Annotated in this window: 14 protein-coding genes; 4 read left to right on the top strand and 10 right to left on the bottom strand. The window is 42.9% G+C overall.

Annotation, left to right across the window (positions count from 1 at the left end; genetic code table 11):
- Positions 1–40: 40 nt before the first annotated feature.
- On the bottom strand, positions 41–871 hold the full coding sequence (locus tag WJR50_RS22690; RefSeq protein WP_341295621.1) for a sugar phosphate isomerase/epimerase family protein: 831 nt from the start codon (positions 869–871) through the stop codon (positions 41–43).
- Positions 872–1187: 316 nt separating this feature from the next.
- Between WJR50_RS22690 and WJR50_RS22685 the strand changes: the two genes are divergently transcribed.
- Entirely contained in the window at positions 1188–2144 is a 957-nt protein-coding gene (locus WJR50_RS22685; protein ID WP_341295620.1) for a bestrophin family protein, read from the top strand.
- A gap of 16 nt (positions 2145–2160) precedes the next feature.
- Here the strand turns inward: WJR50_RS22685 and WJR50_RS22680 are convergent, their stop codons facing one another.
- Positions 2161–4902: a DEAD/DEAH box helicase gene (locus tag WJR50_RS22680; RefSeq protein ID WP_341295619.1), complete on the bottom strand. Its 2742-nt coding sequence runs from the start codon at positions 4900–4902 to the stop codon at positions 2161–2163.
- A gap of 304 nt (positions 4903–5206) precedes the next feature.
- Here WJR50_RS22680 and WJR50_RS22675 point away from each other — a divergent pair, with 304 nt between their 5' ends.
- Positions 5207–8500: a VPS10 domain-containing protein gene (locus WJR50_RS22675; protein ID WP_341295618.1), complete on the top strand. Its 3294-nt coding sequence runs from the start codon at positions 5207–5209 to the stop codon at positions 8498–8500.
- Positions 8501–8532: 32 nt separating this feature from the next.
- On the opposite strand, the gene WJR50_RS22670 is transcribed toward WJR50_RS22675, so the two are convergent.
- The 5 genes from WJR50_RS22670 to WJR50_RS22650 form a co-directional block, all read right to left on the bottom strand.
- Entirely contained in the window at positions 8533–9474 is a 942-nt protein-coding gene (locus tag WJR50_RS22670; RefSeq protein WP_341295617.1) for a mechanosensitive ion channel family protein, read from the bottom strand.
- Between the two features lie 173 nt (positions 9475–9647).
- Entirely contained in the window at positions 9648–10628 is a 981-nt protein-coding gene (locus WJR50_RS22665; protein WP_341295616.1) for a Gfo/Idh/MocA family protein, read from the bottom strand.
- A gap of 91 nt (positions 10629–10719) precedes the next feature.
- Positions 10720–11796, bottom strand: a complete 1077-nt coding sequence (locus WJR50_RS22660; protein ID WP_341295615.1) for a purine nucleoside permease — start codon at positions 11794–11796, stop codon at positions 10720–10722.
- Between the two features lie 59 nt (positions 11797–11855).
- Positions 11856–13388: an adenosine deaminase-related protein gene (locus WJR50_RS22655; RefSeq protein ID WP_341295614.1), complete on the bottom strand. Its 1533-nt coding sequence runs from the start codon at positions 13386–13388 to the stop codon at positions 11856–11858.
- 28 nt (positions 13389–13416) lie between these two features.
- The gene (locus WJR50_RS22650) at positions 13417–14811 is read right to left on the bottom strand and encodes an NCS2 family permease (RefSeq protein WP_341295613.1); all 1395 of its coding nucleotides are present in this window, start codon (positions 14809–14811) and stop codon (positions 13417–13419) included.
- Positions 14812–15230: 419 nt separating this feature from the next.
- Here WJR50_RS22650 and WJR50_RS22645 point away from each other — a divergent pair, with 419 nt between their 5' ends.
- Positions 15231–18494, top strand: coding sequence for a TonB-dependent receptor (locus WJR50_RS22645; protein WP_341295612.1), 3264 nt, complete (start codon positions 15231–15233; stop codon positions 18492–18494).
- Positions 18495–18624: 130 nt separating this feature from the next.
- Here the strand turns inward: WJR50_RS22645 and WJR50_RS22640 are convergent, their stop codons facing one another.
- Entirely contained in the window at positions 18625–19047 is a 423-nt protein-coding gene (locus WJR50_RS22640) for a DoxX family membrane protein (protein ID WP_341295611.1), read from the bottom strand.
- A gap of 196 nt (positions 19048–19243) precedes the next feature.
- On the opposite strand from WJR50_RS22640, the gene WJR50_RS22635 reads away from it, so the two are divergent.
- Positions 19244–22423: a VPS10 domain-containing protein gene (locus WJR50_RS22635; RefSeq protein WP_341295610.1), complete on the top strand. Its 3180-nt coding sequence runs from the start codon at positions 19244–19246 to the stop codon at positions 22421–22423.
- A 30-nt stretch (positions 22424–22453) separates the two neighbouring features.
- Here WJR50_RS22635 and WJR50_RS22630 read toward each other — a convergent pair whose 3' ends face one another.
- Both WJR50_RS22630 and WJR50_RS22625 read right to left on the bottom strand, forming a co-directional pair.
- Entirely contained in the window at positions 22454–23143 is a 690-nt protein-coding gene (locus WJR50_RS22630; protein WP_341295609.1) for a hypothetical protein, read from the bottom strand.
- A 4-nt stretch (positions 23144–23147) separates the two neighbouring features.
- On the bottom strand, positions 23148–25046 hold the full coding sequence (locus WJR50_RS22625; protein WP_341295608.1) for a hypothetical protein: 1899 nt from the start codon (positions 25044–25046) through the stop codon (positions 23148–23150).
- Between the last annotated feature and the right edge of the window lie 106 nt (positions 25047–25152).

Genomic DNA, 25152 nt, shown 5'->3' with positions numbered 1-25152 from the left:
TAAGTTAATATGATTGGCAAGGAAGTCCACTTTGCACTTGTTACAATTGTGCTCTCAGATGTAAGTAGGGTAGTCCCCTGAGATAAGCTATACTTTCGCTGGCCCACTTATATTCTTTAGCAATGGTCTGGGTTAACTCATTTTCAGGTGGAGTCCACAGCTCCAGGATGGCACTTTTACATCTTTGGTAACCGCTGAGTTTGTGTAGTATTTCCTCAATAGGCAGCATGCCCAGACCTGCCGGTTTACCTTCAATGGTAAAGCCCATCATATGATAAACTCGTTCTACAATAAAATCTTTGATATGCAGGTTGACGGTCAGTGGTCCCAGTACATCCACCACTGTCTCTATGCCTTCACCCGCTCCCATAGAATTTACTGAGTCCAGGCAAATGCCTACCCACTCACTGCCAACCCCATCTACAATTTCAGCAAACTCACGAGCCTTAAAGCGATCGTGATTTTCAATGGCGAGAATGATATTTCTTTTCTTTAGCTCAGGAATAAAATCTTTTATAGTAGCAATTATTTCACCCTTATCAGGCTGATAATCCGGAGCATCCACTACCGCTCTCAGTATAGGAGACTTTAGCTTTTCAGCAATGTCCAGATAAGTATTAATGTTTTCAACGCTTAGCCCTCTCATCCCTACCTCTATCGCTACACCCGTACGGGAAGCATGCAATGCCAATTCATCCAACTGGTCAGTGCTAAGTGTATGAAGCGTTAAGTTATCGGCAATCTGCACACAGGAGACATTCAGTGCTACTGCCTTATTGATCAATCCTACAGCATCCAGCTTTTGCTCAGGCTGATTCCCGGGCACACCTACTGCCCAGGTAAAGGTATATGAGCTGATTCCGAGTCGCATAGTATAATTGATTTTCTTTCATTGATACTTCGCTCAATATAAGCTTCCTTCTTTTCAATTCATTATCTCCAGCATTATTAATGCGGTCATCATTTACAGAGCTATGTAAATAGATGAGATGCCTTCCTCACGCTCCTCTTTTCAATAAAAGAAGAGACTAACCATCTTCAATGGTCTATATTATTTCCAGCTGTACTAAGAGAGCAGGTAGCTTTTTACTAAGCAAATATCCTCAAACTAATGGGCTTCATAAAAAAGTTTAAACCCAAATTAAATTATGCAGTTGTAGGATGAAACTATTTATTTTTTTGAAACAATGATTGTATCACGCAATTTAAAATGGAAGCATATTTTCCATTATACCTGGAAAAGTATGCTTTATTTTTTAATACTTTCAGTATCCATCTATTTGCTGCACAAAGTATTTGATGTCAGAAAACTTTCCATACCTTTCAATGCCGTAGCTACCATAAGTACAGCCCTTGCTATTTACCTGGGTTTTAAAAATAACAACGCTTATGATCGCTGGTGGGAAGCCCGTAAAATCTGGGGCTTACTGGTAAACTACAGTCGCGCCTGGGGACGTGAGGTCCTTACCCTGACTTTGTCTAAGGAATTGGTAGATGTGGAGCTGCACGAATGGCAGGAAAGAGTGATTTACCGACACATAGCCTTTGTACATGATCTGAGGGTTTTCCTGCGAAAAAAACATAATTACAATGAAAATGGTGTGGTGGAATTGATTGAGGAAAACAACCGATATGAAGACCTCAAAGACTTTCTCTCACAGGAAGAATATCAGCAAACACTAAGCAAAAAGAATCCTCCCAACTACCTCCTGCAGTTACAGGGAGAAGATATCAAAACGGCTTACAGAAAGGGCTGGCTTTCAGACTATCGTTATGTTCGTCTGGATGAAACACTGACCGAGTTTAATAACCATCAGGGGATGTGTGAACGCATTAAGAATACTCCTCTCCCCCGCCCTTACAGTTTTTACTCCCGACTATTTGTATATCTGCACGGCACACTGGTTCCTTTGGCTTTTGTAGAAGACTTAGGGTGGTTCAATATTCCACTTTCTCTGGTCATCAATTTCATCTTCCTGGCGCTTGATCAGATTGGAGAAAGAACTGAAGATCCCTTTGAAAACCGTATGGATGATACACCCATGACCTCCATCAGTGTAACGATAGAAGAAAACTTAAAGGAGATGTTTGGAGAACTGGAACTCCCGCAAAAACCTCCAACCATTGAAGGAGTAGTTTTCTGATACAGCGCTTGGGTGTTTAAATTTCAGCATTCAGGTCTAAAAAATTAAGAAGAGACTGAATCGTATGATCAAAATCCATATACCATCGGCTATAGGAAAGCGGAAAAGAGGTAATATTTATTCTTTGCAATATTTTGAGTTTACCGAGGGGTAAAGCCTGTTCCATATCTCCCGGATAACCGACTAGATCAATGCAATAAGTTTTCCCTTTGTTCACAATTACCAAATCAATTTCAACTCCGGCTATGGCATACTGTTGATGAATTTCATCAAGCTTATACTGATTCAAATGGTTTAATACTGTTTCCAGAAATTCATCTTTATAATGAGGTAATTCTGCTTTTAGGCTTGGTACTTGATATTGCTCAATATAGGTAAGATACCTTTCAAGTAATGATGCTGATACATACCCGGTAGGTTTGTTTAAAGATGTAACGACCCATTGCTGTACTCTAGCTCTCGTAATACTTACATTAAATACATCTTCCCTGGCAAGATGCTGAAATGTTGAGGGGTGAGAATCATTGTCTACTACCAGGGAAATAAACATGACATCTCTTTCTTCTCCTTGAAAAGTATAGGGAGTTCCTATTAATAATTGATGTCTCTGCAAAACACTTGTATCTACGGTTTTTAATATATCTTTTTGAATAGATAAAGTTTGCTGACGAAAAGGAGATACAATACCAATCGTCTGACACATAGTATCCGGCAAATGTGCCTCATCTTGAGCAATCTTATTAATTTCCTGAAGTATAAATTTTGCTTCAGACTGATTGTAACCACTTTCATTTTTGCTACCTGGCACCCTGACTACATGTATATGTTTCAGTCTTTCGTTAGCAGGCTGTGCAGTCATTATTCTAAGTTTATCTTCATAAAAGTGTTGATTACTAAACTTTATGATTGAAGGCTGACTACGAAAATGCTCATTGAGAAATACTAATGCTTTTTGTGAACTTAAATTGTTATTAATAATATCCAGCAAGCTGTAATTTCTATAATTGTACCTCTCTACAATTTCAGGAGGTAAGCCATAAGTTTCAGCAATTTGGTGTTGTCTATTTCCTGAAAGGAACGATACATGCTTTAGCTGTTTTGGGTCTCCAGCCACTACCACCTGTTTTGCTCGCTGTAAGACTGGCAATACTGATGCAATATCACACTGGGTGGCTTCATCAATAATTACAAGATCAAACAGTTCTCTTTCTAAAGGTAAAATATGACTTACTTCAGCAATTGATACCAACCAAACGGGTAAAGCATTACTGACAATGTCAAAATTAATACGATCAAAGGCATGCTCCTTTTTGCTGCTTGTTCGCGCCTTTAAAGCCGACAAAAAATGTTGAAGTTCTTTCCTATGCTGAGTTAATGTTTGATAAAGTTGATAATGAAAAGAATGATGCAATAATTTCTTAACTTTTGAATGCTTTCTGGATAGTAAATGCTGATAGGTGAAGACCACATTGTCAATAGATTTTTCATGTTGCATACGTAATTTAAAAAAGTATTTCCAAAACCGTTGCCACCAGCTATTACGATAATCTGCCAGAAATATACCTTCAAGTATTGCCCTCGCTTCTTTCTTTTGATACTTTCTTTCAAGAATAGCCAGTTTTTTGTTCAAAAGTTCTATTTCTGCTTTTAAGCTTTTAATCTTGTCTGCATCAGGTTTTTCTACACCAATTCCATTTAACCAATTTTCCAATCTTTCTTTTAGGGAAGACTTATAATCTCTACTTGCTCCTCCTCTTACTGTAACATGCTCCAACTGGAATTCAGAATTGATTTTTTGAGATATCACATCTACTGCCTGGTCATTAGAGGATACTATAAGTACGGATTTTCCTTTACTCATACAATCAATGGCTATTGCAGAAATCAAAAATGACTTTCCTGTACCGGGAGGACCTGTAATTTGTACAGTGGGTTCGCTGCAAACCGCTTCAAACGCACGTAATTGCGCTTTGCTTAGTATTGCTGGTACTATTGGTACCTTAAGAGTAGATTTGCCGGGCTGATCATGTTGTCCAAAAAACGAATTTAGGGCAGTTGAGTAATCATCAATTTCACTAAGGAATTCCAGTTCACTCAATACGCCTAATGTAGTGTTTGACTTACGAAGTACACCCATACCAGCGGCAGGTATTATATGGGTACCTGATTGTTTGGCTACTCTTTTAATACTTTTATCATCAAAAAGTGTAGGGTACATAAGCAATTCATCGGCCTCTAATGCTGGATAAGCCTGAATTAAAAGTTTTCTTAAGCTTCCTAGAGCGCTGAATAAATACGATCCGTTATTCACCCAATCGTTAAGCTCAGAATAAATATCAACCTCATTTTGGTTAAGACTGGATAATAAGTTCAAGGCTGACGGATTCACACTAGCCTGATCATGAGCTAACTTCACATAATAGTCTTCATCACGTTTTTCCAGTGAGGTAGGTATCAAAAATAATGGACAAACTACTTTTGATGTTTTATTTCCAACTCGTACCTCTCCTGTCAAAAAAAGGTAAGAAACCGTAAGTTCTTTTTCTTTTTTATAAACAGAAAGCGTTTTTTCAACCATCGCTCCCCAGGCTGGGTCCACCGGATAGATGGGATAATTACCAGTAAAAATTGAGGACTCTGTAATTAAAGATCTATGCTCAACTTTTTTACTATAAAAATCAAAAAGCCCCTGCTCTCTATTATCTGACTGATAACATTTTTTTAAGTATGCAATTATCTGTTGGTGCTCAGGCTTCATTCATTCAGATTGTATAACTACGCTTTGCCTGCAAATTATAGTGATTAAGCATCTGAAAAATATATTTATTTAACTTAAAGGCACATCATGTATTGAATAAGTGCATTACTAAAATAACCTTCCTCTCAACTATCATACTACATTAATACCATCCGCTTCACATATACCAAAGGTGCAGTCACCACCTTACTTCATTTACTTACCGTTTTACTTTTCACACTTCATTGCAGTAGAGACTTGTACATCCTCTGCTTTTTTTCTAGCTTTTAGCGCTAAACCTAAACTTCAATAGCCATCCTGTATTATGAGAAGATTTGCCTTCATCCTCAGCCTAGGTATGCTCTACTGTAGCTTCAGCACTCAGGCACAACGCAACAAAAAAGAAGATACAGCCGAAAAAACGCCCCTAGAGCAAGTTGATATCTCCGGCCTAAAATTCAGAAATGTAGGTCCTGCCATCACTTCCGGTCGTATTGCCGATTTTGCCGTTGACCCTGATAATCCCAAAGTATATTATGTGGCAACCGCCTCCGGCGGCGTATGGAAAACAGTCAACGGTGGCATTACCTATGAGCCAGTCTTTGACAGCCAGGGCAGTTACTCTATTGGCTGCATCAGCATGGATCCTAATAACCCCAATGTAATCTGGGTGGGCACTGGCGAGAATAACAACCAGCGGAGTGTCTCTTATGGGGATGGAGTATATAAATCGGTAGATGGCGGTAAAAGCTGGGAGCATATGGGCCTTAAATCATCTGAGCACAACGGCCAGATACTGATTGACCCTCGCAACAGTGATGTGGTCTATGTCGCGGCCATCGGTCCCCTATGGCAGGAAGGCGGAGAACGTGGGCTCTATAAAACCACCGACGGAGGCAAAAGCTGGGAAGCCATCCTCAGCATAGACGAGCATACGGGTATCAACCAACTGCTGATGGACCCTCGCAATCCTGACGTATTGTATGCGGCAGCCCATCAGCGTCGTCGCCATGTGTTTACCTACATAGGCGGTGGGCCCGGCTCAGGCATCTACAAAAGTACCGATGCGGGAGCTAACTGGGAGAAGATCAATAAAGGCTTACCGGAAACCGATCTCGGTAGAACTGGGCTTAGCATGTCACCTGCCAACCCTGAGATCATTTACGCTATCGTGGAAGCCGCACGTGGTAAAGGAGGATTCTACCGTACTACCAACCGGGGAGCTTCCTGGGAGAAAATGAGTGATTATGTTACCAGCGGCAACTACTACCAGGAGATAGTCGCCGATCCGCTTGACCCTGATAAAATTTATGCAATGGATACCTGGATGCACATCAGTACCGATGGGGGTAAAACATTCAAGGTACTGGGAGAAGATACCAAGCACGTAGATAACCACTGTATGTGGATTGACCCTGCTGATACTGATCATTTTCTGGTGGGCTGTGATGGCGGCATCTACGAAACATTTGACGCTGCCAAAACCTGGCTCTTTAAACCCAATCTTCCGGTTACCCAATTCTATAAAGTCGCTCTGGACAGCGCCAGACCTTTCTACAACATCTACGGAGGTACGCAGGACAATTTCAGCATGGGTGGCCCATCCCGAACTTTGAGCAATAATGGGATTGCCAATAGCGACTGGTTTATGACCCACGGTGGCGATGGCTTTGAGTCTCAGGTTGACCCCGATGATCCCAATATCATATATGCCCAGTCTCAGTACGGTTTTCTGGTGCGATACGATAAGCTCAATGGAGAGGAAGTGGGTATACAACCTAAGGAACGCAAAGGGGAAGACGCTTACCGCTGGAACTGGGATGCTCCCCTGTCAGTCAGCACCCACCAGCCTGGGCGCATCTACTTTGCCGCCAATAAACTCTTCCGCTCTGATGACCGGGGAAACAGTTGGGAGGTGATCAGTGATGACCTCACCCGGCAGGTGAACCGCAACAAACTGGAAGTAATGGACAGAGTATGGAGTATGGATGCGGTAGAGAAAAACGGCAGCACCTCTCCTTATGGCACCATCGTTTCCTTTGCCGAATCTCCCCTCAACGCAAACCTGCTGTATGTAGGTACGGACGACGGCCTGATACAGATTACTGAAAATGGGGGCACCAACTGGCGAAGTATAGGCAGCTTTCCTGATGTGCCAGAAAGAACTTATGTCAATGCCCTCTGGGCTTCACAGCATGATGAAAATGTAGTCTATGCTGCCTTCAACCACCATAAGTATGGCGACTTCAGTCCTTATCTGTACAAAAGTGATGACAAAGGCAGAAGCTGGAGCAAGATCACCGCTAACCTTCCCGAAAGAGGTTCTGTCTATGCCATCGCGGAAGACCATGTAGATGCAGACCTGCTCTTTGCAGGTACTGAGTTTGGTGCTTTTTTTAGCAATAATGGAGGACAGGAATGGAAGCAGCTTAATGCAGGATTACCTACCATCGCCATACGAGATATGGCTATTCACAAAGGGGAGAACGATCTGGTACTGGCAAGCTTTGGACGAGGCTTTTTTGTATTGGACGATTACTCAGTGCTCAGAAATGTAGATAATGAGCTGCTCGCCCAGGAGGCCGCCCTTTTTGAAGTCAGAGATGCCCTTTTATATGAATCCCGATATCCTTTGGGCTTACCGGGCAAAAGCTTTCAGGGTGATTCCTATTATCAGGGAGAAAACCTGCCCTCAGTCGCTATGTTCACTTATTATCTCAAAGAGGATATCAAGACACTGGCAGAGCAAAGAGAGGAAAAAGAAAAAGTACAGTTGGAGAATCAGGAAGACGCTGCTTACCCCAGCTATGAGCAGTTACAGCAGGAACAGGCTGAGGAGGCTCCTTATCTGCTTTTCACCATCAAAGATGATGAGGGTAAGCTGGTACGTAAACTGAATGCACCTGCCAAAAAAGGTCTACAAAGAATAAACTGGGATTTGCGTTTTGCTTCGGTGAATCCGATTACCCTAAGCACTCCTTCTTTTTATAATCCTTTTGCCGGAAAAGATGAAGGTACATTAGTGGCTCCCGGTGAATATACCGTTACTTTGTCCAAAAGTGTGAATGGAGAAATCACTCCATTGGCTGAAGCAGTTACCTTTACCGTTAAGCCGCTTGAAGATCGCTCAATACCTTTAGGTGATCCTCAAGTCAAAATAGCTTTCCAGCAGGATGTAAATGAGCTTTATCGTAAAGTACAGGCATCACAGCAGATATTAGGAGAAATAAATTCGCAACTCAAACACATGGAAGCGGCTGCTAAAAAAGCTTCACTTCCTCAGGAGCAGATCTCTGACAAAATGATGCGTATCAAAGAGAAAATGAGAGAAATAGAGGTGGCACTTAATACTGATCTGGCAGCTTCCAAACTGGATATGGACAAGCCTCCCACAGTGGGCAACAGAGTAGGCATGCTGGTGTATGAGCAGTTTTATTCTACCTCACCTCCTACCCAAACCCATCAGGATTCTTATAAGATTGCTAAAGAGGAATTTACGCCAGTCTTGGCTCAGATCAAAGAAGTGGCGCAGCAAGATGTACCTGAGCTACAACAAATGCTGGAAGAGGCAGGTGCACCTTACACGCCTTATGCTATTCCAGTGCTGGTTGAGGAGTAAAATTGTGAAAGGCCCTCTTAGGGGCCTTTTTTTTATTCTTTCTTCTGCTCAGTAGCTTTGTCTTTTTCATTCACTTTGAGTTTGAGCGGATTGATTTCATCACCCCAGTAGATAGTACGATGAGGGAAAGGAATCTCAATGCGTTCACGGTCAAATGCTTTCTTGAGTCGTCCTTTAAATTCTCTTCCTACCGGCCACTGCTTTCCCGGCTTGGTCTTGAAGCGGGCTTTGATCACCACCGCGCTATCACCCCAGGCATCTACTCCAAAGATCTCTAAGGGTTCATTGATAAATTCTTTAAATTCAATATCCTGCATCATTTCTTCCCCTACCTTTTTCATTACTTCCTTCACCCTGTCAGTATCTTCTTTGTAAGCTACTCCAACATCAAATACAGAAGCTGACCATTCTTTGGTCATATTGGCCAGGGTATTAATTTTACCATTCTGGAAGATATGCACTACTCCCGAAAAGTCTCTAAGTGTAATAGTTCTTAAGGCAATTTCTTCTACCAGACCACCTTGTCCATTGATCACCGCTACATCACCGGCTCGTACCTGATTTTCCAGTAATATGAAAAAGCCGGAGATGAAGTCCCTTACCAGTTCCTGTGCACCAAAACCCACTGCCAGACCTACAATACCGGCACTGGCCAGAATAGGTCCAATATCCAGATCAACTTCTCTAAGTAGTATCAGAATAAATATGATCCAGATCACTATACCTCCTGCCTGTCGCAGGATGTTGATCAGTGTGTTAACTCTTTTTTCTTTTTCTTCTTTACTCTCGTTGTGGCTTGCCTGAGTACGCTTTAGGATTACATTTTTAATTTTACTTACTAGAAAACGATACAATGCCAGTGAGATAAATAGCAAAACGAAAATTAGAAGAAGAGCAGGTACTGTTTCAATTACCCAGGTACTACTTCTTTCATAAACCTTTTGCCAGAACTCATCGGTAAAAAATTGCTCCATGATATAAAAAATTACATATTGTTTAAGATGGTCAAAAAAATTTGGGTAAAACCTCTAAGCCGCTAACATAAAAAGTTTGTAGCTTCTTATGCAAGTTCATTTTAATAAAAACAGTTGTAATACTGCTACAATAGGTATTTTGTTTTAAGAGAAGGCAGAAGAACTATATTGTGCTAATCCCCTTTTTTTGATGTGATGGTATTTAGCATATTTATTACCAACTTCCCCTCTTCAGCAGTACATGGGTTTTCTGCTTCTCCCCTGAAGTACTGATTGACCTTTACAATCATGGGTAGTTGTATATTCTCTGGATTCTTGAAGGTAAATGTTTTTTTATCTTCTTTGATCAGATGAACTTCTTCGCCATAAAAGGAGAAGGAAATACTGCCCTCAGCCCCTATAATTTCACAACCTTCCCTGCTAGCAGATTCAGGGGCCGTAAAGCACCATAGCCCTTTAAAAATGATATCTTCGGGAAAAAGCATTTCTGCCGATACAATATCATCTGCCGGATACATGCCCGCCTGATTGGTGGCATTACCGCTGATTTTCTCTGGCTTTCCAAAATAATAATACATAAGATCCATCTGGTGAGGAGCAATGTCATGAAACAGACCTCCACCGGATATCTCTGGCTGCACTCGCCAGTTGGTTTCTGTCTGAGCGATAATTTTATTTTTAGCCGGCTGAAAAATCTGTATCTGTGCAAAACGTACTTTACCGATCGCTCCTGCATCCAGTAGTTCTTTAACCTTTACAAAAGCTGGTAAGGCGCGTCTGTAATGAGCAATACTTAGCTTTTGTCCACTTTTCTTCGCCGCTACAATGATGCTGTCACAAGCCTCCAGGCTGGGAGCCATAGGTTTTTCCAGATAAACATCTTTACCGGCACGCAGTGCTTCTATGGCATACTCCTCATGTGATGAAGGTGGTGTAGCTACATAAATAGCATTGATCTCAGGATTGGCAATGAGTTCATCAGCATCCTCATACCAGTTCGGCACCCGATGGCGTTCGGCAAAGTCTTTGGCTTTTGCGCCATTTCTGCGCATTACTGCCAGTAAATTTGAACCTTCAGCCTTCTGAAATGCCGGTCCGCTCTTGACTTCCGCTACATCCCCCACCCCTATGATTCCCCAGTTGATTTGTTTCAAGGTGTATTGTTTTATGGTTCTAAGTGTTATGGTGTTATAGTTGATTATTACAAGTTAAAACGATAACACTTAGAACCATAACACTTTAACATTATCTGCTGGGAATTTCAGATTGATATTGTTCCCAATTGCTTGTTAGCTCATTGACTACTGTACTGCCAACTCTATAGGCTGCTTCCAAAGATGGAATGAAAGCCGTATAACCTTTGCCTTTCAACTTTTCACCACTCAGGCTTTCAGCAGCAGTAATCCCTTCATACTGCATAGTATAATTGCTGGCTGTTCTCAAAACCATTACACGATCAAGATCTACTTTATCAGCCTGTGAAAGAAAACTTAGTGCCTGCAATGTCCCAGTATCTTCCATAGCAGAGGTCACAAAATTACCCTCTCCTTCAGTCCAGTATGCTGTCCAATCGTTGGCCCAATCGTTCATGAGTTCACCATGCCAGTAAGTCATGGCAGCCAACTGATCACCTTTAAGTACAAAAGGTGGTTTTTGCGCATTGGGATAACCCTTATATAGCGCTCGCAGATTCGCCACATCTTCATTATCTACCAGTTTTGTATCTTTGGTCAGTTGATAAGCCCATTCTACCAATCCGGGATTGAGTTGATATACTGCTCCCTCATTATCTTCCGGTAATGGCTGCTCATAAGGCGTGGCGGAACGTAAGGGCACATAACCTGTCTCCCATTCACCGGGAATTTCACGGGCGTCAATTTCATGCGATAGATCGCCATCTACTACCCACTCCGCCCAGGCAGCTGAACCCGCAGAAGCATCTTTTGGATCTACTCCCGCGATACCAGCAACCAGCCAGTAGGCATTGCTAAGGTCAAAGCGATCATCTAACCCTAATGCCATAACGGAGGCTGCGGCTCTGGCAGTACCGATACCTGTTACCATACCCAACACACCTTTTTCAGCGTTGTAGCGAAGGTCACGAAAGCCTTGAGGAAAAGCAATCACACTATCCAATGGCAGGCGCTCAGCCCAGTACTGAAACTCTCCCGGACGATCTCCGGTAGCTTCGCCCAGTTCAAACATCGCCAGTACCACCACTTTAACAGGAATCTTTCCGGGCTCAGGTTTTTGTAGGGTTTCCGGAGTATTGCAGCTCCAGATCAAAGTCAGTAGAAATAATGCAATATATCTTTTCATCATAAATGTAATAATTGCTCTGCGTTACACAGAGCAGGTTTTTTCAAATATTAGTTGACATCTTACTGCAGAAAATCGTCTGCGTAGTTTATAAATTCATTCCATTGTTCCTCCCAATGCTCCAGCGACTTGTCTTTCTCTTCATCGGGAAGACTACTATAAATAAGCGAGTTCATGGCCAGCTTTTTGATCGCCTGCAAATCCAGTTGCCAGGCCAGCAGGATAGACCAGTAATCGTAGGATAATCCGTTGTAGCCAAAAATAGCCGGATCATCAGTGCTGATGGTGCATTGCACTCCACGGCGCAGCAGATAGTTAGCCGGATGCACTCTAAGGTCGCCTACATAGCCCAAGATCTGATTACTTAGGGGACAGACTTCCAGGCAAATATCTTTGCTTTTGATCTGTTCTTGCAGGATTGGAAAATGGTTGAGGTTAAACCCATGTCCGATCCTTTCACTGTTTAGCAACACTGCATCATAGAGATTTTTAATAGTATGCCAGTCACTTTCTCCATCGTGCAGGTAAAGCGGCATGTCTATGCCATACACTTTTTCAAGAGAATCCATTTTCAGCCAGTTATCCAGAAAAAAGAGCGTGCTGTGACCATCATCTTCATTGGCCACCAGATCAAACCCACGCACTATCTCGGGATAACGCTGTCGGTACTTGTAGGCATCTTCAAGATGTTGCATAACGACTTCTTCCGGGAAAAAGCGTAACGAGGTATAAATCAACTTCAGACTAAACGCAGGATGCTCCTCCTGCATTTCAGCTTCCACCTCTTTGAGGTATTGAATAGCGGTATCAGGAGGATAATAGCCTGAGTTCGGGGCATGCTCCAGATCATATATTCCACCGGGAAAATTTCTGAGTTCTACGTGCTGGATACCATCGGCAACTAAAGAATCAAACATTACCTTATGATATTGAGCATAGATGGGTTGGTAATTGAAAAAGCCTCCTATTCTTTGAAAAATCAGCTCAAACTCTTCCCAGATATCAAAAGAGTCCTGCAAAACTTCCTGATCAAGCAGCAGCAGCTCATGCATATCCTGTTCAAAATTATCTACTTCCTGCGTAGGGTAAAAACCATCAGGAGCATTGCTTTCTTTATAAAAATGAAGCTGTCCTTTGGTATACGTTTCATTGTCTTCTTCCCAATACACATAGCAGTTGGGCATTTCCGCGGCTTTATTGATCAGCCACCTAAAATCTATACCGGCGGAGCCATGCAGGTGCATCATCCCACCTTTGGGCATGCGCTGAATAAGCTGGTAAAGTTCCGTATTTTCTATGTGCGCTTTGGATTTGAGAAAATGATGCGCCGGAGGAAAAAAATTAGCTTCCTTATAGCCTCTGATCATCTGATCGCGTAAGGCAACCAGCTTTTGATTTACCCTCAACTCCTGAGGAGACAGTTTCAGATCGGCATCAAAAGCCATCATACTGTCCTGCGCAATGAGGGCTGCTCTGTCCTCCAGATATTTGTTTTGCTGAGTATAGCTTTGCTTCAGCGCAACATTCTGACTTTTACAGCCCCACAAAAAAACCAGGGCATATGCTCCTAAAAAAATGAACTTCAGTGCTTTCATAAATTGCTTCTCAATCAATTCTGAAATATCAGGTTAAGATAAACTTTAGCATAAACAGTAGTGAAATGATCACAATGACCGGGTTGAGACGCTTAAAATCTCCTTTTGCTACTTTGATGATGGTGTAGATCACCAGTCCGCCACCAATTCCATTGGCAATGCTGTAGGTAAAAGGCATCAGCACGATGACCAGGAAAGCAGGCACGGCATCTTCCAGATCGTTGAAGTTGATCTTCTTTACCGAGCCCAGCATAAGCACTCCTACCATGATCAGTGCCGGAGAAGTTGCTGATGCCGGAATCAGACCTGCCAGGGGAGAGAGAAAAATACAGAGTAAAAACAGCACAGCCACCACGACTGCCGTCAATCCGGTACGCCCTCCGGCCGCTATACCAGTGCCGCTTTCTATATACGTAGTAGTAGTAGAAGTGCCCAGCAGCGAACCGAAAGTTGTGGCAATGGCATCGGCCATCAGTGCTTTGTTCATGCGCGGTAGTTTACCCTCTTTATCCAGAAAGCCTCCTTTCTCGGCAGTTCCATAGAGTGTGCCTAAAGTATCAAAGAGGTCTACCATAGTAAAGGCAACCAGTATGATCAGTAAGTCCATAAGACGACTGAAAAGCGGAGTATCGCTGCTGCCAAAGAGTTCTCCGAAATTCAGCTTCAGAAAAGTTGGACTCAGGTCCAGATTCAGTGCCATAGGACTGTCCGGCCATTGGGAAACACCCATCATCAGGCTGATAAGGGTAATCAATGCGATACTAATCAATATTGCACCTTTCAATCCATTGATCATCAGTATTGACATAAGGATGAAGCCCACTACCGCTAAGATCACCGCCGGGCTGCGCAGGTCACCAAACTGTAAGATTTGCGGTGGAGCCTGATTAACCTGTTCTATAAGAGCATCTTTACTATCCAGACTACTTCCCAAAATAATATCTATGATGGGCCCCTGGTTAATATCAATGATCTGAGCATTATTTAAGCCGATGAGGGTAATGAACAGCCCTATACCCGCGGGAATGGCGTGCAAAATACAAGCTGGCAAAGCATGAGCAATGGTTGACCTTAATCCCGTGACCGTGAGAAGGATAAAAACTATTCCGGAGATAAATACGATACCTAACGCCCCCTGCCAGCTATAACCTGACTGAAAAACTACGGTATACACAAAAAAAGCATTAAGCCCCATGCCAGGAGCCTGCGCAAAAGGATAATTGGAAAGCAAACCGGTCAGCAGAGAGCCCATTGCGCCAGCCAGACAGGTGGCAATCATTACGCTTTGAAAATCCATCCCTGCCTCAGCAAGTATAGCCGGATTCACAAATATGATGTAAGCCATAGTAGAGAAGGTAGTCAGGCCGGCGACTATTTCCTGTCTGAAATTAGTTTGGTTTTCACGCAAACGGAAAAAGCTCATGCTAAATGCTCAAGGTTAGGTGCTGAACAGTATAGGATTTCAGCAATTGGTTGTGTTCTTATGACTTAAAGAGGTCGCAAGTTAATACAATTATCGGTTTTCATTAAGCTGAACCATCTAAAAAAAACCTGGGCTGAAACTGCCTGGAAAGTCATTCAACAACTAGCGCTTAATATTTTTCAAATTTGTATTTTAGCAATCAAAATTACCAGTGACAATGCTATATTTTTAAGGAATTATTCTGATAAATAAGACTATTGTAAAAAGATATTCTGAGCTTTGTTATCTGTGGATTTACCTTTTATTTAGCCATTTGTTACAGATAAATCTAACATTCTTAGGCATCCCGATTTGGACGGACTACCCTCAATAAAACGGTCATTATTTTGACTATTATTCACTACATAACTCATTTCCTTATGCGTAAAACTTTACTGTTTTTATGTCTTCTGGCTATATGCAGCTTTGGATTCTACTTCCAAGCGTATGCCCAGGGGACCACTACTTCGCGTATGACAGGACTGGTAACTTCTTCAGATGAACCTCTTCCCGGGGCTACTGTGGTTGCGGTTCATACGCCTACCGGAGCTGAATATGGTACAGTTACCAATACCGAAGGTCGCTTTACCCTTAACAATCTGAACGTAGGTGGCCCCTATACGGTCACTACCAATTATGTAGGTTATCAGTCTACGGTTACTGATAATATATATATGACGCTGGGGCAAACCCTTAACCTGGAAATAGAGCTGGAGGAATCCTCTACTGAATTGGAGGAAGTAGTAGTAAATGCCAACGGTGTCTTTGACGGTAACCGTACCGGTAGCGAAACTAATATTGACGAAGAGGCTATTTCCAACATGCCCACCGTAGAGCGCGGCTTGAATGACTATACGCGTTTGACTCCCCAGGCTTTGGTAGGTAATTCAGCTGCTACCAATAGCGGAGGGATTTCCTTTGCCGGAATTAATAACCGTTTCAATGCAATTTTCATAGATGGTGCAGTTAATAATGACGTATTTGGTTTGGCTAACTCAGGTACCAATGGTGGGCAGGCAGGTATCTCTCCCATCAGCCCGGATGCTTTGGAACAGATACAGGTAGTGCTGGCGCCTTATGATGTGACACTAGGTGGATTTGCCGGAGGCGGTATCAATGCCGTTACCCGCAGCGGAACCAATGAATTTGAAGGATCAGCTTATTACTTTCTGAGAAATGAAAATCTGACAGGAAAAACGCCAACTGACAATCCTGAAATTGAAAGAGTAAAACTAGCTCCCTTTAGCGTACAGACCTATGGTGCCCGACTAGGTGGACCTATCATTAAAAATAAACTTTTCTTCTTTGCCAATGTGGAAATAGAGAGAAGAGAGGAGCCTCGCCCTTTTATTCCTGAAGACTATTTGGGAAATGCAACCATAGCTGATCTTGAAGCAATACAGAACAGATTAATTAATACCTTTGGCTATGATCCGGGTGGATTTTTGAATAATGCGCAAACGACAGATGGAGAAAAAGTATTGGTGAAACTTGACTGGAATGTCAATCGTGACCATAAACTTTCGGTTCGCCACTCCTATGTAAAAGGGGTTACCAACATTTTTCCCCGCCCCAGCAATGTAAGAGTACCTTTCGCCAATCGTGGCTATATTTTCCCCTCTACTACTAACTCTTTTGCTGCCGAACTGAAAAGTAATTTTGGCCAGTCTGCTTCCAATAATTTGATCTTTGGATATACCCGAGTAAGAGATGACCGGGACATTGCGGGAGCTCCTTTCCCCAGCATCATCATGCAGGATGCTAACGCTCAGATTGAAGTAGGAACGGATAATTTTTCTTACTCCAACATAGTGTTCCAGGATGTATTCACCTTGACTGACAATTTCAATCTCTACAAAGGGAAGCATACTTTAACCTTCGGAACACACAATGAATTTTTCAAGGTTCAGAATCTATTCTCTATTTTCTCTACGCCACAGTATTCTTACTTTTTTAATGGTGTGAATAGGTTTCTGGCAGGAGAAAACCCTGACCTTGTACTTTTCGGCCATGAACAGCTTGCTGATGGTCAGTCGGAAATCCGCCTGGGTGATGAGGCTACAAACTTAGGCCCTACCTTTAACGCTTTACAAATGGCTTTTTATGTACAGGATGAATACCAGGCCAATCGCAATCTGAAGCTGACCGTAGGGATAAGAGCCGATATTCCAATCTTCCTGGAAGATCCTCCACTTGAAAACACCGACTTCAATGATAATACTGTGGATTTAATTGAAGCGGAAGGTTATGACCTTCAAGGTGCTCGGGCCAGCAATACACCTAATACACAATTGCTATGGAGTCCCAGGTTAGGTTTTAACTGGGATGTCAATGGTAATAAAAGTACTCAGTTAAGGGGTGGCATTGGCGTTTTTACCAGTAGAGTACCTTGGGTATGGCCGGGAGGTATGTATATCCGAAATGGATTGAACAGCAGCTTGTTTGTAGGGGGAGGACTCCCTATCTATGGCAACTCTAACGAATGGCGCACTGAATTATTTGAAGAAGAAAGCCCTTCCGGTGATGTGGATCTTTTTGTAGAAGATTTCAAATATCCGCAGGTATTCCGTACCAGTATGGCAGTTGATCAGCAATTGCCCTGGGGATTGACAGGTACGCTGGAGTTTTTATATACCAAAACGCTCAACAACTATAATGTCACCAGCCTAAATTTAAGACCTTCTACAGCAAATCTGGTGGGTGCAGATGACCGTCCTATTTTTAATAAGGGTAATCCTATTGACACCACCTATACTAATATTTCTCTGGTAGATAATACCGATCAGGGTTATAGCTGGAATATCACCGGACAATTGAATAAAAGGTTCAGCAATGGTTTTAGTGGAGGTATCGCATATTCCTATACCAAAGCGGAATCTATCCAGGATGGCTCTGGCTTCATTAACTACAACAACTGGGATAATATCATCAGTGTAGAAGGTAAGAACAACCCACCTTTATCTATTTCTTCTTACAGTGCCGGCTCAAGGATTACCACCTTCCTAAATTACCGCAAAGAGTACTTTGACCATTTTGCTACTTCAATTTCACTGTTTTACAGCGGTCAGTCAGGTCAGCCATTCACCTATGTGTACAACGATAATGATAACCTGACTTCACAGTCCACTAACAGTACCAGTAACATTCCTATCTATGTACCTGCTGATCAGAGTGAAATACTGCTGGCCAATCAGGTTGATGCAAACGGAAATATTGTGAAATCAGCTGCTGAGCAATGGGCAGAACTGGATGCATTTATTGAAAATGATGAATACCTGAGTTCCCGCCGTGGACAGTATGTAGAGAGAAATGCTTCCCGTACACCTTTTGAGAATATTCTTGATCTCAAAATAGCGCAGGAATTTTTCATCAATACTTCCAGCGGACAAAGACATACACTTCAGGTGTCACTGGATATTTTCAATTTTACAAATATGCTCAATAAAGACTGGGGCCGCCGCTACTTTGTAGGAGACGCTGCCTTCCCAATTATTGAACATGTAGGATTTCTGGTTGACAATGGTAATGTTACCAACCGTCCGGTCTTCATTTTTGATGATCCGGGAGAACCCTACAGTGTGGTGCAGTCAGGCATTTACAGTGCACGGTGGAGTGCACAACTCGGATTAAGGTACACTTTCTAAAACTACTCATGTACCAGAAGGCTATGCACCAGTAGATGCATAGCCTTTCTTCTTAGATAAGGTCAGATAAAACGAGATTTATATTTTCTAAAGGTTATCTCTCCAATCTTCTTAATTACTCTAGCAATCCTTAAACCCCAATCTTCAAAGTATAATCAACCGAATGTTTTCCTGAACCATATACCAGGAAGAATACGGATACCAATAAGGCTGCGGAAGCCTGTAGTAGGTTGATGACAACCATATCACCAACAAAATTGAGTAAAACCGCAGAAATCAATATTGGCAATTGAAAAATAATACTTGCTCTGGTTAAGAGGCCAATGATGATCAGTAGGCCCCCAAAGAGGTGAGTCATACTGATGTAGTGCACAATGATCATGGTCCAGCCAAAAGTATCTACCGGATTCAATACATCAATCAGCATCTCGGTATGCGTCATAAAGTGAATCCCTTTGTAGATCAGAAATGCGCCCAGAAGTACACGAAGTGTGTCAAAACCAATGTTGGTATGGGCATTGGCCCATTTGTTGAGTCTTACGATCGCTCCCATTGTTTTAGGTGGTTGTTGTTAGTAAAATTTAACACATTATGCTTTCATTGTCAAGCATTTAACCTTAAGCATAATGCACCATACCTGTCGCTTAGCCCACAAGCCTAAGTTTTAAACTCACTGCCAATTTGCATATCCTTACTTTTATGCCAGAATTTCTTTACTTTTCAAGCATCGATTACACAGCCCCTATATTATGAGAAACATCGCTTTACTTTGTTCCCTGTTAATATGCCTTTTCCTATCTTTTGAAGGCTTTGCACAAAAAAAGAAAAAACAGAATGATACCGAGAAACATCCCGACCCTGAACTTTATCAGGGACTCAAATTTCGCAATATTGGTCCCTTCAGAGGTGGGCGCTCAGTAGCTGTAAGTGGGGTCATTCAACAGCCACTGGTGTATTATATGGGAAGCACCGGAGGTGGAATATGGAAAACTGAAGACGCTGGACTTAATTGGAAAAATATATCCGATGGACAAATTAAAACCGGCTCTGTCGGCGCTATTGCGGTAGCAGAGTCCGATCCCAATGTAATTTATGCGGGCATGGGTGAACATGCTATTCGCGGCGTCATGACCACTCATGGTGATGGTGTTTACAAATCAACCGATGCGGGTAAAACATGGAAGCATATTGGCCTGGACAAAACTCGTCATATCTCCGATGTCATCATTCACCCTGAAAATCCGGATGTCGTGTATGTGTCTGCTCAGGGCGCCGCCCACGGACCTACAGAGGAAAGAGGCATCTACAAAACTACAAATGGTGGCGAAAGCTGGGAAAAAGTGCTGTATGTTGACGAAAAGAGTGGAGCTTCTGGCCTTACGATGGACATGACCAACCCTCGCATACTCTATGCTGCCTTCTGGGAACATCAGCGTTACCCTTGGAAAGTTAAATCAGGAGGTGAAGGCTCAGGCATTTACAAATCTACTGATGCGGGAGAAAGCTGGGAAGAACTGACCGAAGGGCTACCTGAACTTATGGGTAAAATAGGCATCTCAGTTTCTAGAGCTAACCCCAATCGCATCTGGGCAAATATTGAAGCTGAAGAAGGTGGCGTCTACCGTTCCCATGATGGTGGAGAAAACTGGACTTTGGTGAGCAGTGACCGTGTCACGCAGGCTCGCTCCTGGTATTATATGGAAGTATTTGCTGATCCTCAGGATGAAGAAACAGTTTACGTACTCAACGCACCCATGCTCAAATCCATTGATGGAGGAAAAACTTTTAAGCCGGTACCCACACCGCATGGTGATAACCACGACCTGTGGGTTCATCCTGAAAATAATCAGCAAATGATTAATGCCAATGATGGAGGAGCGAATGTATCTTTCAACGGAGGCAGTAGCTGGTCTACGCAGGAAAACCAGCCTACAGTACAATTTTACCGAGTCATTACCGATAATCGTTTTCCCTATTACGTGTACGGTGGTCAGCAGGACAATTCTACGGTAGCCATTGCCAGCCGCAATGCGGACGCAGGTATCAGCTGGAAAGACTGGTATGCCGTTTCCGGGGGAGAAAGCGCCTTCCTTGCGTTTGACGAAGACGATCCGCAAATGGTGTACGGAGGAAGCTATCAGGGGAACATTTCTGTCTATAATCATGCTACCGGCAGAACCAAAGACATTATGGCTTATCCCGTGGTTGGATTAGGTTCCATTCCCAAAGAGATGAAGTACCGCTTTAACTGGAACGCACCTATTATCATGTCTCAGCACGACAAAAAAACCATTTATCACGCTGCCAATGTAGTCCTTAAAAGTACAGATGGAGGAATGAGTTGGGAGGAAATCAGTCCCGATCTTACCCGAAATGACACGACCAAACAAGGTCTTGGCGGCGGACCTATCACCAATGAAGGTGCTGGTGGTGAAAACTACAATACATTAGCTTATCTGCTTGAATCTCCACATCAGTCAGGCGTTCTCTGGGCCGGTAGCGATTGCGGACTCGTACATGTTACTACAGACGGAGGACAGAACTGGCAAAATGTAACGCCTGCCGAAGCAGAAGAAGGTATCATCAATTCTATAGAAGTTTCGCCTCATGATCCATCTACAGCGTATATCACACTTCTCAGGTACAAGATGAACGATTTTGCACCCTATGTTTATAAAACAACTGACAATGGGCAAAGCTGGACAGAGATCAATGAAGGATTTGAGGAAGAGGATTTTGTAAGGGTAGTGAGAGAAGATCCAAAAAAGAAAGATCTGCTCTATGCAGGAACTGAGGGCGGCATGTACATTTCCTACAATGGAGGAGCAAACTGGTATCCATTCCAACTCAATCTGCCTGTCTGCCCGATCAATGACTTGACTTTCAGAGATAATGACCTGGTGGTGGCTACCTCCGGTCGTGGCTTCTGGATACTGGATGATGTTGGAGCTTTGCAGCAAAGTGATGGCATACTTGCTGATGTTAACATGCAAGTGTTTGAGCCTAAACCCACCGTAAAATTCAACGCTTCCGTTCCTGATGAGCCTCAGCCCGGACTGGGACAAAATCCTATGAATGGTGTGATCATTGACTATTATCTGCAGGAAGAAGTGCCTGATAGTGTCATGCTTAGCCTGGAAATATTGGATGAAAGCGGAAAAGTTATCCGTACCATGGACAACCAAAAGCAGGAAGATTTTCAGCCTTATCCCGGTGGACCAGGGCCTAAGAAACTGCTTCCTGCCAAAGCGGGGGTCAACCGTTTCGCCTGGGATTTTCGTACCGATGGTATTCCCAATGTGCCCCAAGTATTTGTGATGGGTGATTATCGTGGGCACTTGGTAGCTCCGGGCGAATACCAAATCAGACTTACGCTGGGAGAAGAACAACAGACCGTCAACTGTACTATTCTTCCTGATCCAAGACTGAATGCTACCGCAGCGGATTATGCGAAGCAACAGCAAATCTTAAATGACATAGAAGAAAGTGTGGTCAGCATTCACAAATCAGTAAACGCCATGCGCAAGGCTAAAGAACAGGTCAAAAGCCTAACTGAACTGCTAAAAGAGCAGGAAAATAGAGAAGCGCTGCTGGATAGTGGGAAAGCACTGATCACCAAGATTGAAAATTGGGAAGAAAACCTCATTCAACCTAAACAAAAGACATTTCAGGATGTCATCAACTTCCCCAATCAACTGAATGCCGAACTGCTTGACCTCAAAAGTCGGGTAGATGAGCATGACCCCAAAGTGACCGAAGGTGCAGCGCAAAGGCTCAACGACCTGAAAGCTGAATGGAGCCAGCATCAAGAAGCATTAGAGCAAATTATTCAGTTTGATCTGGCTAATTTTAATAAAATGTATCGCCAGCAAAATATTCCGGCAGTCATACTGGAGATGCCTCAAAGTAATCCAACAAGGGGGAATTAATCCCCCTTGCTTCTTTTCACCAGGAAATAATTATTTCTTTTTAGATTTCTTTTTCTTTGGTTTCTGTGCTTTTCTAACTACCCCTCCATCAAGCTTCTTCTCAAATTGCATCATTATTCTTGATGGCTTTTGTGCTGTAATTTGAAAAAACACCGGTTGAAGAAAATCACTCTTGAGTTTATCAGGGCTAAAGCCTTTATCCGTACATTCAACTACATTGCCCTGAGTAGGTAAAGATCGGCCTGCCTTCTTGTTGATGACAATTTCCCCTTTGCCTCCCAGAGAGCTCGTAAATGTATAATTACCACTGGCTATTGGATGCACAATAAAAGTATCACCCGCCTGTAACTGCCGACTATCAAATACTTTCGCTTCTTTTTCTCTTTCGTACTGATAGGCTACTACCACATATTTTTGTGTGCCACCCGAAGAATAAAAAACAACCGGCTTGTTCGGATTTCCTAAGTGTGCAATCTGATTGGCTTTGGAAAACTTTTCTTTAGACACAGCTTCCAAATTGATATTTAGTTGTTCATTAGGCGCATTTTCATCCATCTGCAGATCAATCACGCCTACCCTGTCCAGTTTTTCTCCTGCTAAGACCATCAGTTTGTATTGACCTGGCACACTAAATTTATGTACGACTGAAGCTAAAGGACTAATCGCAGCGCTGTCCCACTTTTGTTGTGTAAGTAACGAACGGTTTATTCTGAGATTCATAGCTTTATTCTTTTATGTCAAGGGTAAGAATCATTTCATCAGCATTTACCTCTGCTCCTAAATACTCAATAGGAATGGCTACCTGAGTCAATGAGGGAGGACCACTTTCGGCTGGCATGATCACCAAAGGATCGGGAAGTTTTAATAGTGGCGTCTTGTTAGAAAGATTACTTCCAATTAAGTCACTAATGCCCGCACTGATACCAAATGTGTTGAAGATCAGGTCAGAAATCCATTCTCCCACATCGTCTCCAACATCCAGCAGGGTACGGATAACATCCGCAAATACACCGAGTACATCTTCTACGATATCGGGTAGATTAAGTGCATCCACCACAGCTTCTATGGCATTATCCAGTAGATCTCCTACTGTATCCGATACGTCTATGATATCCACATCTATAGGTCCAGTATCCAGGTATACCAGCCATTGGGTAACCGGAGCAGTGCCGTAGTAGACTTTCGGACTTGCTGTGATGCTCACTTCAGAAGTAAAGATGGTAGGAATATTCAGCGGAATCTCAAAGTCCGAGTCGCTTTCAAAAATACACCATTGAGGGGTACAGATATCCGTAAAGGGGATACAAACTTTGGGAGTACATATCTCACGAATGTCAAACTTAAACTTTACACTCAGCTTATCCCATTTGATATCCAGTTCGTCAATATTGATGGTGTTGTTGCTGGCAAAATCCACTGAGCCATTATTCAGATGGAACCTGACATCAAACTCAGCGACTACTTTTCCTAAGCCTCCGTCTGCGATGGTACGCTCACCCGTAATCTGAAAAGTAGTATTGTCCTGAATCGTTCTGAAAATTCGGCTAAACAAATCTTCGGAAAGCGCCGCGGTGATGTGAGCAGGTCCGGTCCTAACCCTGTTTCTGGTAGTCCTTGTGATGTCAGGTGCCTCGCTGTCATCATCAGTCACCACTATCGGAGGGATATCCAAATTGATGGTATCCACATCCATAAATAGATTGAGCTGATTTTCTTCTATGGCCGGATTGTTGGCTACCGCAGGTGCAGAAAAAGAGAGAGAACCCAGCTCACCTAATTCAAAAACACCAAACAGCATGGAAGATACCGCTTCGTTGACCTGAGGAAAGATGACATTATTGGCTACCAGAAGGAAATAACATTCCAGGCTGTTTTCTAAACCTTCCGGTTCCAGGTCTACTATTTCCAGTCCATCCAGCGTCAGGCTAAACTGCTCGCTAGCAGCATTGATAGTGCTTTGTCCTTTGGCAAATAATTCCAGGCAAAAACAAGAAATTTTCTGTGTGGGGAATACGGTTACCGGACGTTCAGGGGGAGCCAGTACCCCTCCAATATCGGGTCGTACTGTGTCTGTGAAACGTGGGCTTGCAGCTGTAAAGTTTGCTATGTTCCTATTCTCATTTGCCAAAGCGGAATTCGCTGCTAAAATTCTAGTTTCAACATCTCGTGAAAAATTAGGTCTAAAGCTTAGTTTATTCTCAAATTTAGTTTGCCTGATAAGAAAGTCTATGAGAGGTCGGTTTTCACGAGAAGGGCATCCTATGCCACCACATAGCTTGGCCCGGAAAGCAAATCTTTGCCCCGGCAATGGCGGATTCAATTGAGGTGGAAGGTTAATGACATTGCCAGGATGAAATTCAATTTCAAAGGCAGTAAACTGGAAGCAATAGTTTAAAGCTAGCTGTTCTGCACCAAACAGTGGTAAAGGCGGTTGAACAGTAATCAATGTACTTACACCCGGAGCACTTTCAATGCGTTCGCATAGAAGTTCTGGATTAGCCTGAATCAATGCAGTTCCGTAATTAAACAAGGAAGGGCGCTGTCGTCTGATGTGCTTCACTACTCGGTTTATCCCTTCTTCATGAAGCGCACCGTAAAGGTCTGAATTATCGGTGAAAGCCATAACATTATAGGTTGTTTGTTAGTACGATGCTATCCAATAAATTCGTAGTGCAGAACGGAAAAATTCAAAAAACAGAGTTTTGGGAATATATGTGACTGCTAATGTT

Origin of the sequence: Catalinimonas locisalis (assembly GCF_038039535.1) — a bacterium.
GTDB lineage: Bacteria > Bacteroidota > Bacteroidia > Cytophagales > Cyclobacteriaceae > Catalinimonas.
This window is presented reverse-complemented; position numbering and strand designations above follow the sequence as displayed.

What these genes read in the sequence shown, in the direction of transcription:
- WJR50_RS22690 (WP_341295621.1), bottom strand. Translation starts at nt 871, where the DNA reads ATGCGACTCGGAATCAGCTCATATACCTTTACCTGGGCAGTAGGTGTG.
- WJR50_RS22685 (WP_341295620.1), top strand. Translation starts at nt 1,188, where the DNA reads ATGATTGTATCACGCAATTTAAAATGGAAGCATATTTTCCATTATACC.
- WJR50_RS22680 (WP_341295619.1), bottom strand. Translation starts at nt 4,902, where the DNA reads ATGAAGCCTGAGCACCAACAGATAATTGCATACTTAAAAAAATGTTAT.
- WJR50_RS22675 (WP_341295618.1), top strand. Translation starts at nt 5,207, where the DNA reads ATGAGAAGATTTGCCTTCATCCTCAGCCTAGGTATGCTCTACTGTAGC.
- WJR50_RS22670 (WP_341295617.1), bottom strand. Translation starts at nt 9,474, where the DNA reads ATGGAGCAATTTTTTACCGATGAGTTCTGGCAAAAGGTTTATGAAAGA.
- WJR50_RS22660 (WP_341295615.1), bottom strand. Translation starts at nt 11,796, where the DNA reads ATGATGAAAAGATATATTGCATTATTTCTACTGACTTTGATCTGGAGC.
- WJR50_RS22655 (WP_341295614.1), bottom strand. Translation starts at nt 13,388, where the DNA reads ATGAAAGCACTGAAGTTCATTTTTTTAGGAGCATATGCCCTGGTTTTT.
- WJR50_RS22650 (WP_341295613.1), bottom strand. Translation starts at nt 14,811, where the DNA reads ATGAGCTTTTTCCGTTTGCGTGAAAACCAAACTAATTTCAGACAGGAA.
- WJR50_RS22645 (WP_341295612.1), top strand. Translation starts at nt 15,231, where the DNA reads ATGCGTAAAACTTTACTGTTTTTATGTCTTCTGGCTATATGCAGCTTT.
- WJR50_RS22640 (WP_341295611.1), bottom strand. Translation starts at nt 19,047, where the DNA reads ATGGGAGCGATCGTAAGACTCAACAAATGGGCCAATGCCCATACCAAC.
- WJR50_RS22635 (WP_341295610.1), top strand. Translation starts at nt 19,244, where the DNA reads ATGAGAAACATCGCTTTACTTTGTTCCCTGTTAATATGCCTTTTCCTA.
- WJR50_RS22630 (WP_341295609.1), bottom strand. Translation starts at nt 23,143, where the DNA reads ATGAATCTCAGAATAAACCGTTCGTTACTTACACAACAAAAGTGGGAC.
- WJR50_RS22625 (WP_341295608.1), bottom strand. Translation starts at nt 25,046, where the DNA reads ATGGCTTTCACCGATAATTCAGACCTTTACGGTGCGCTTCATGAAGAA.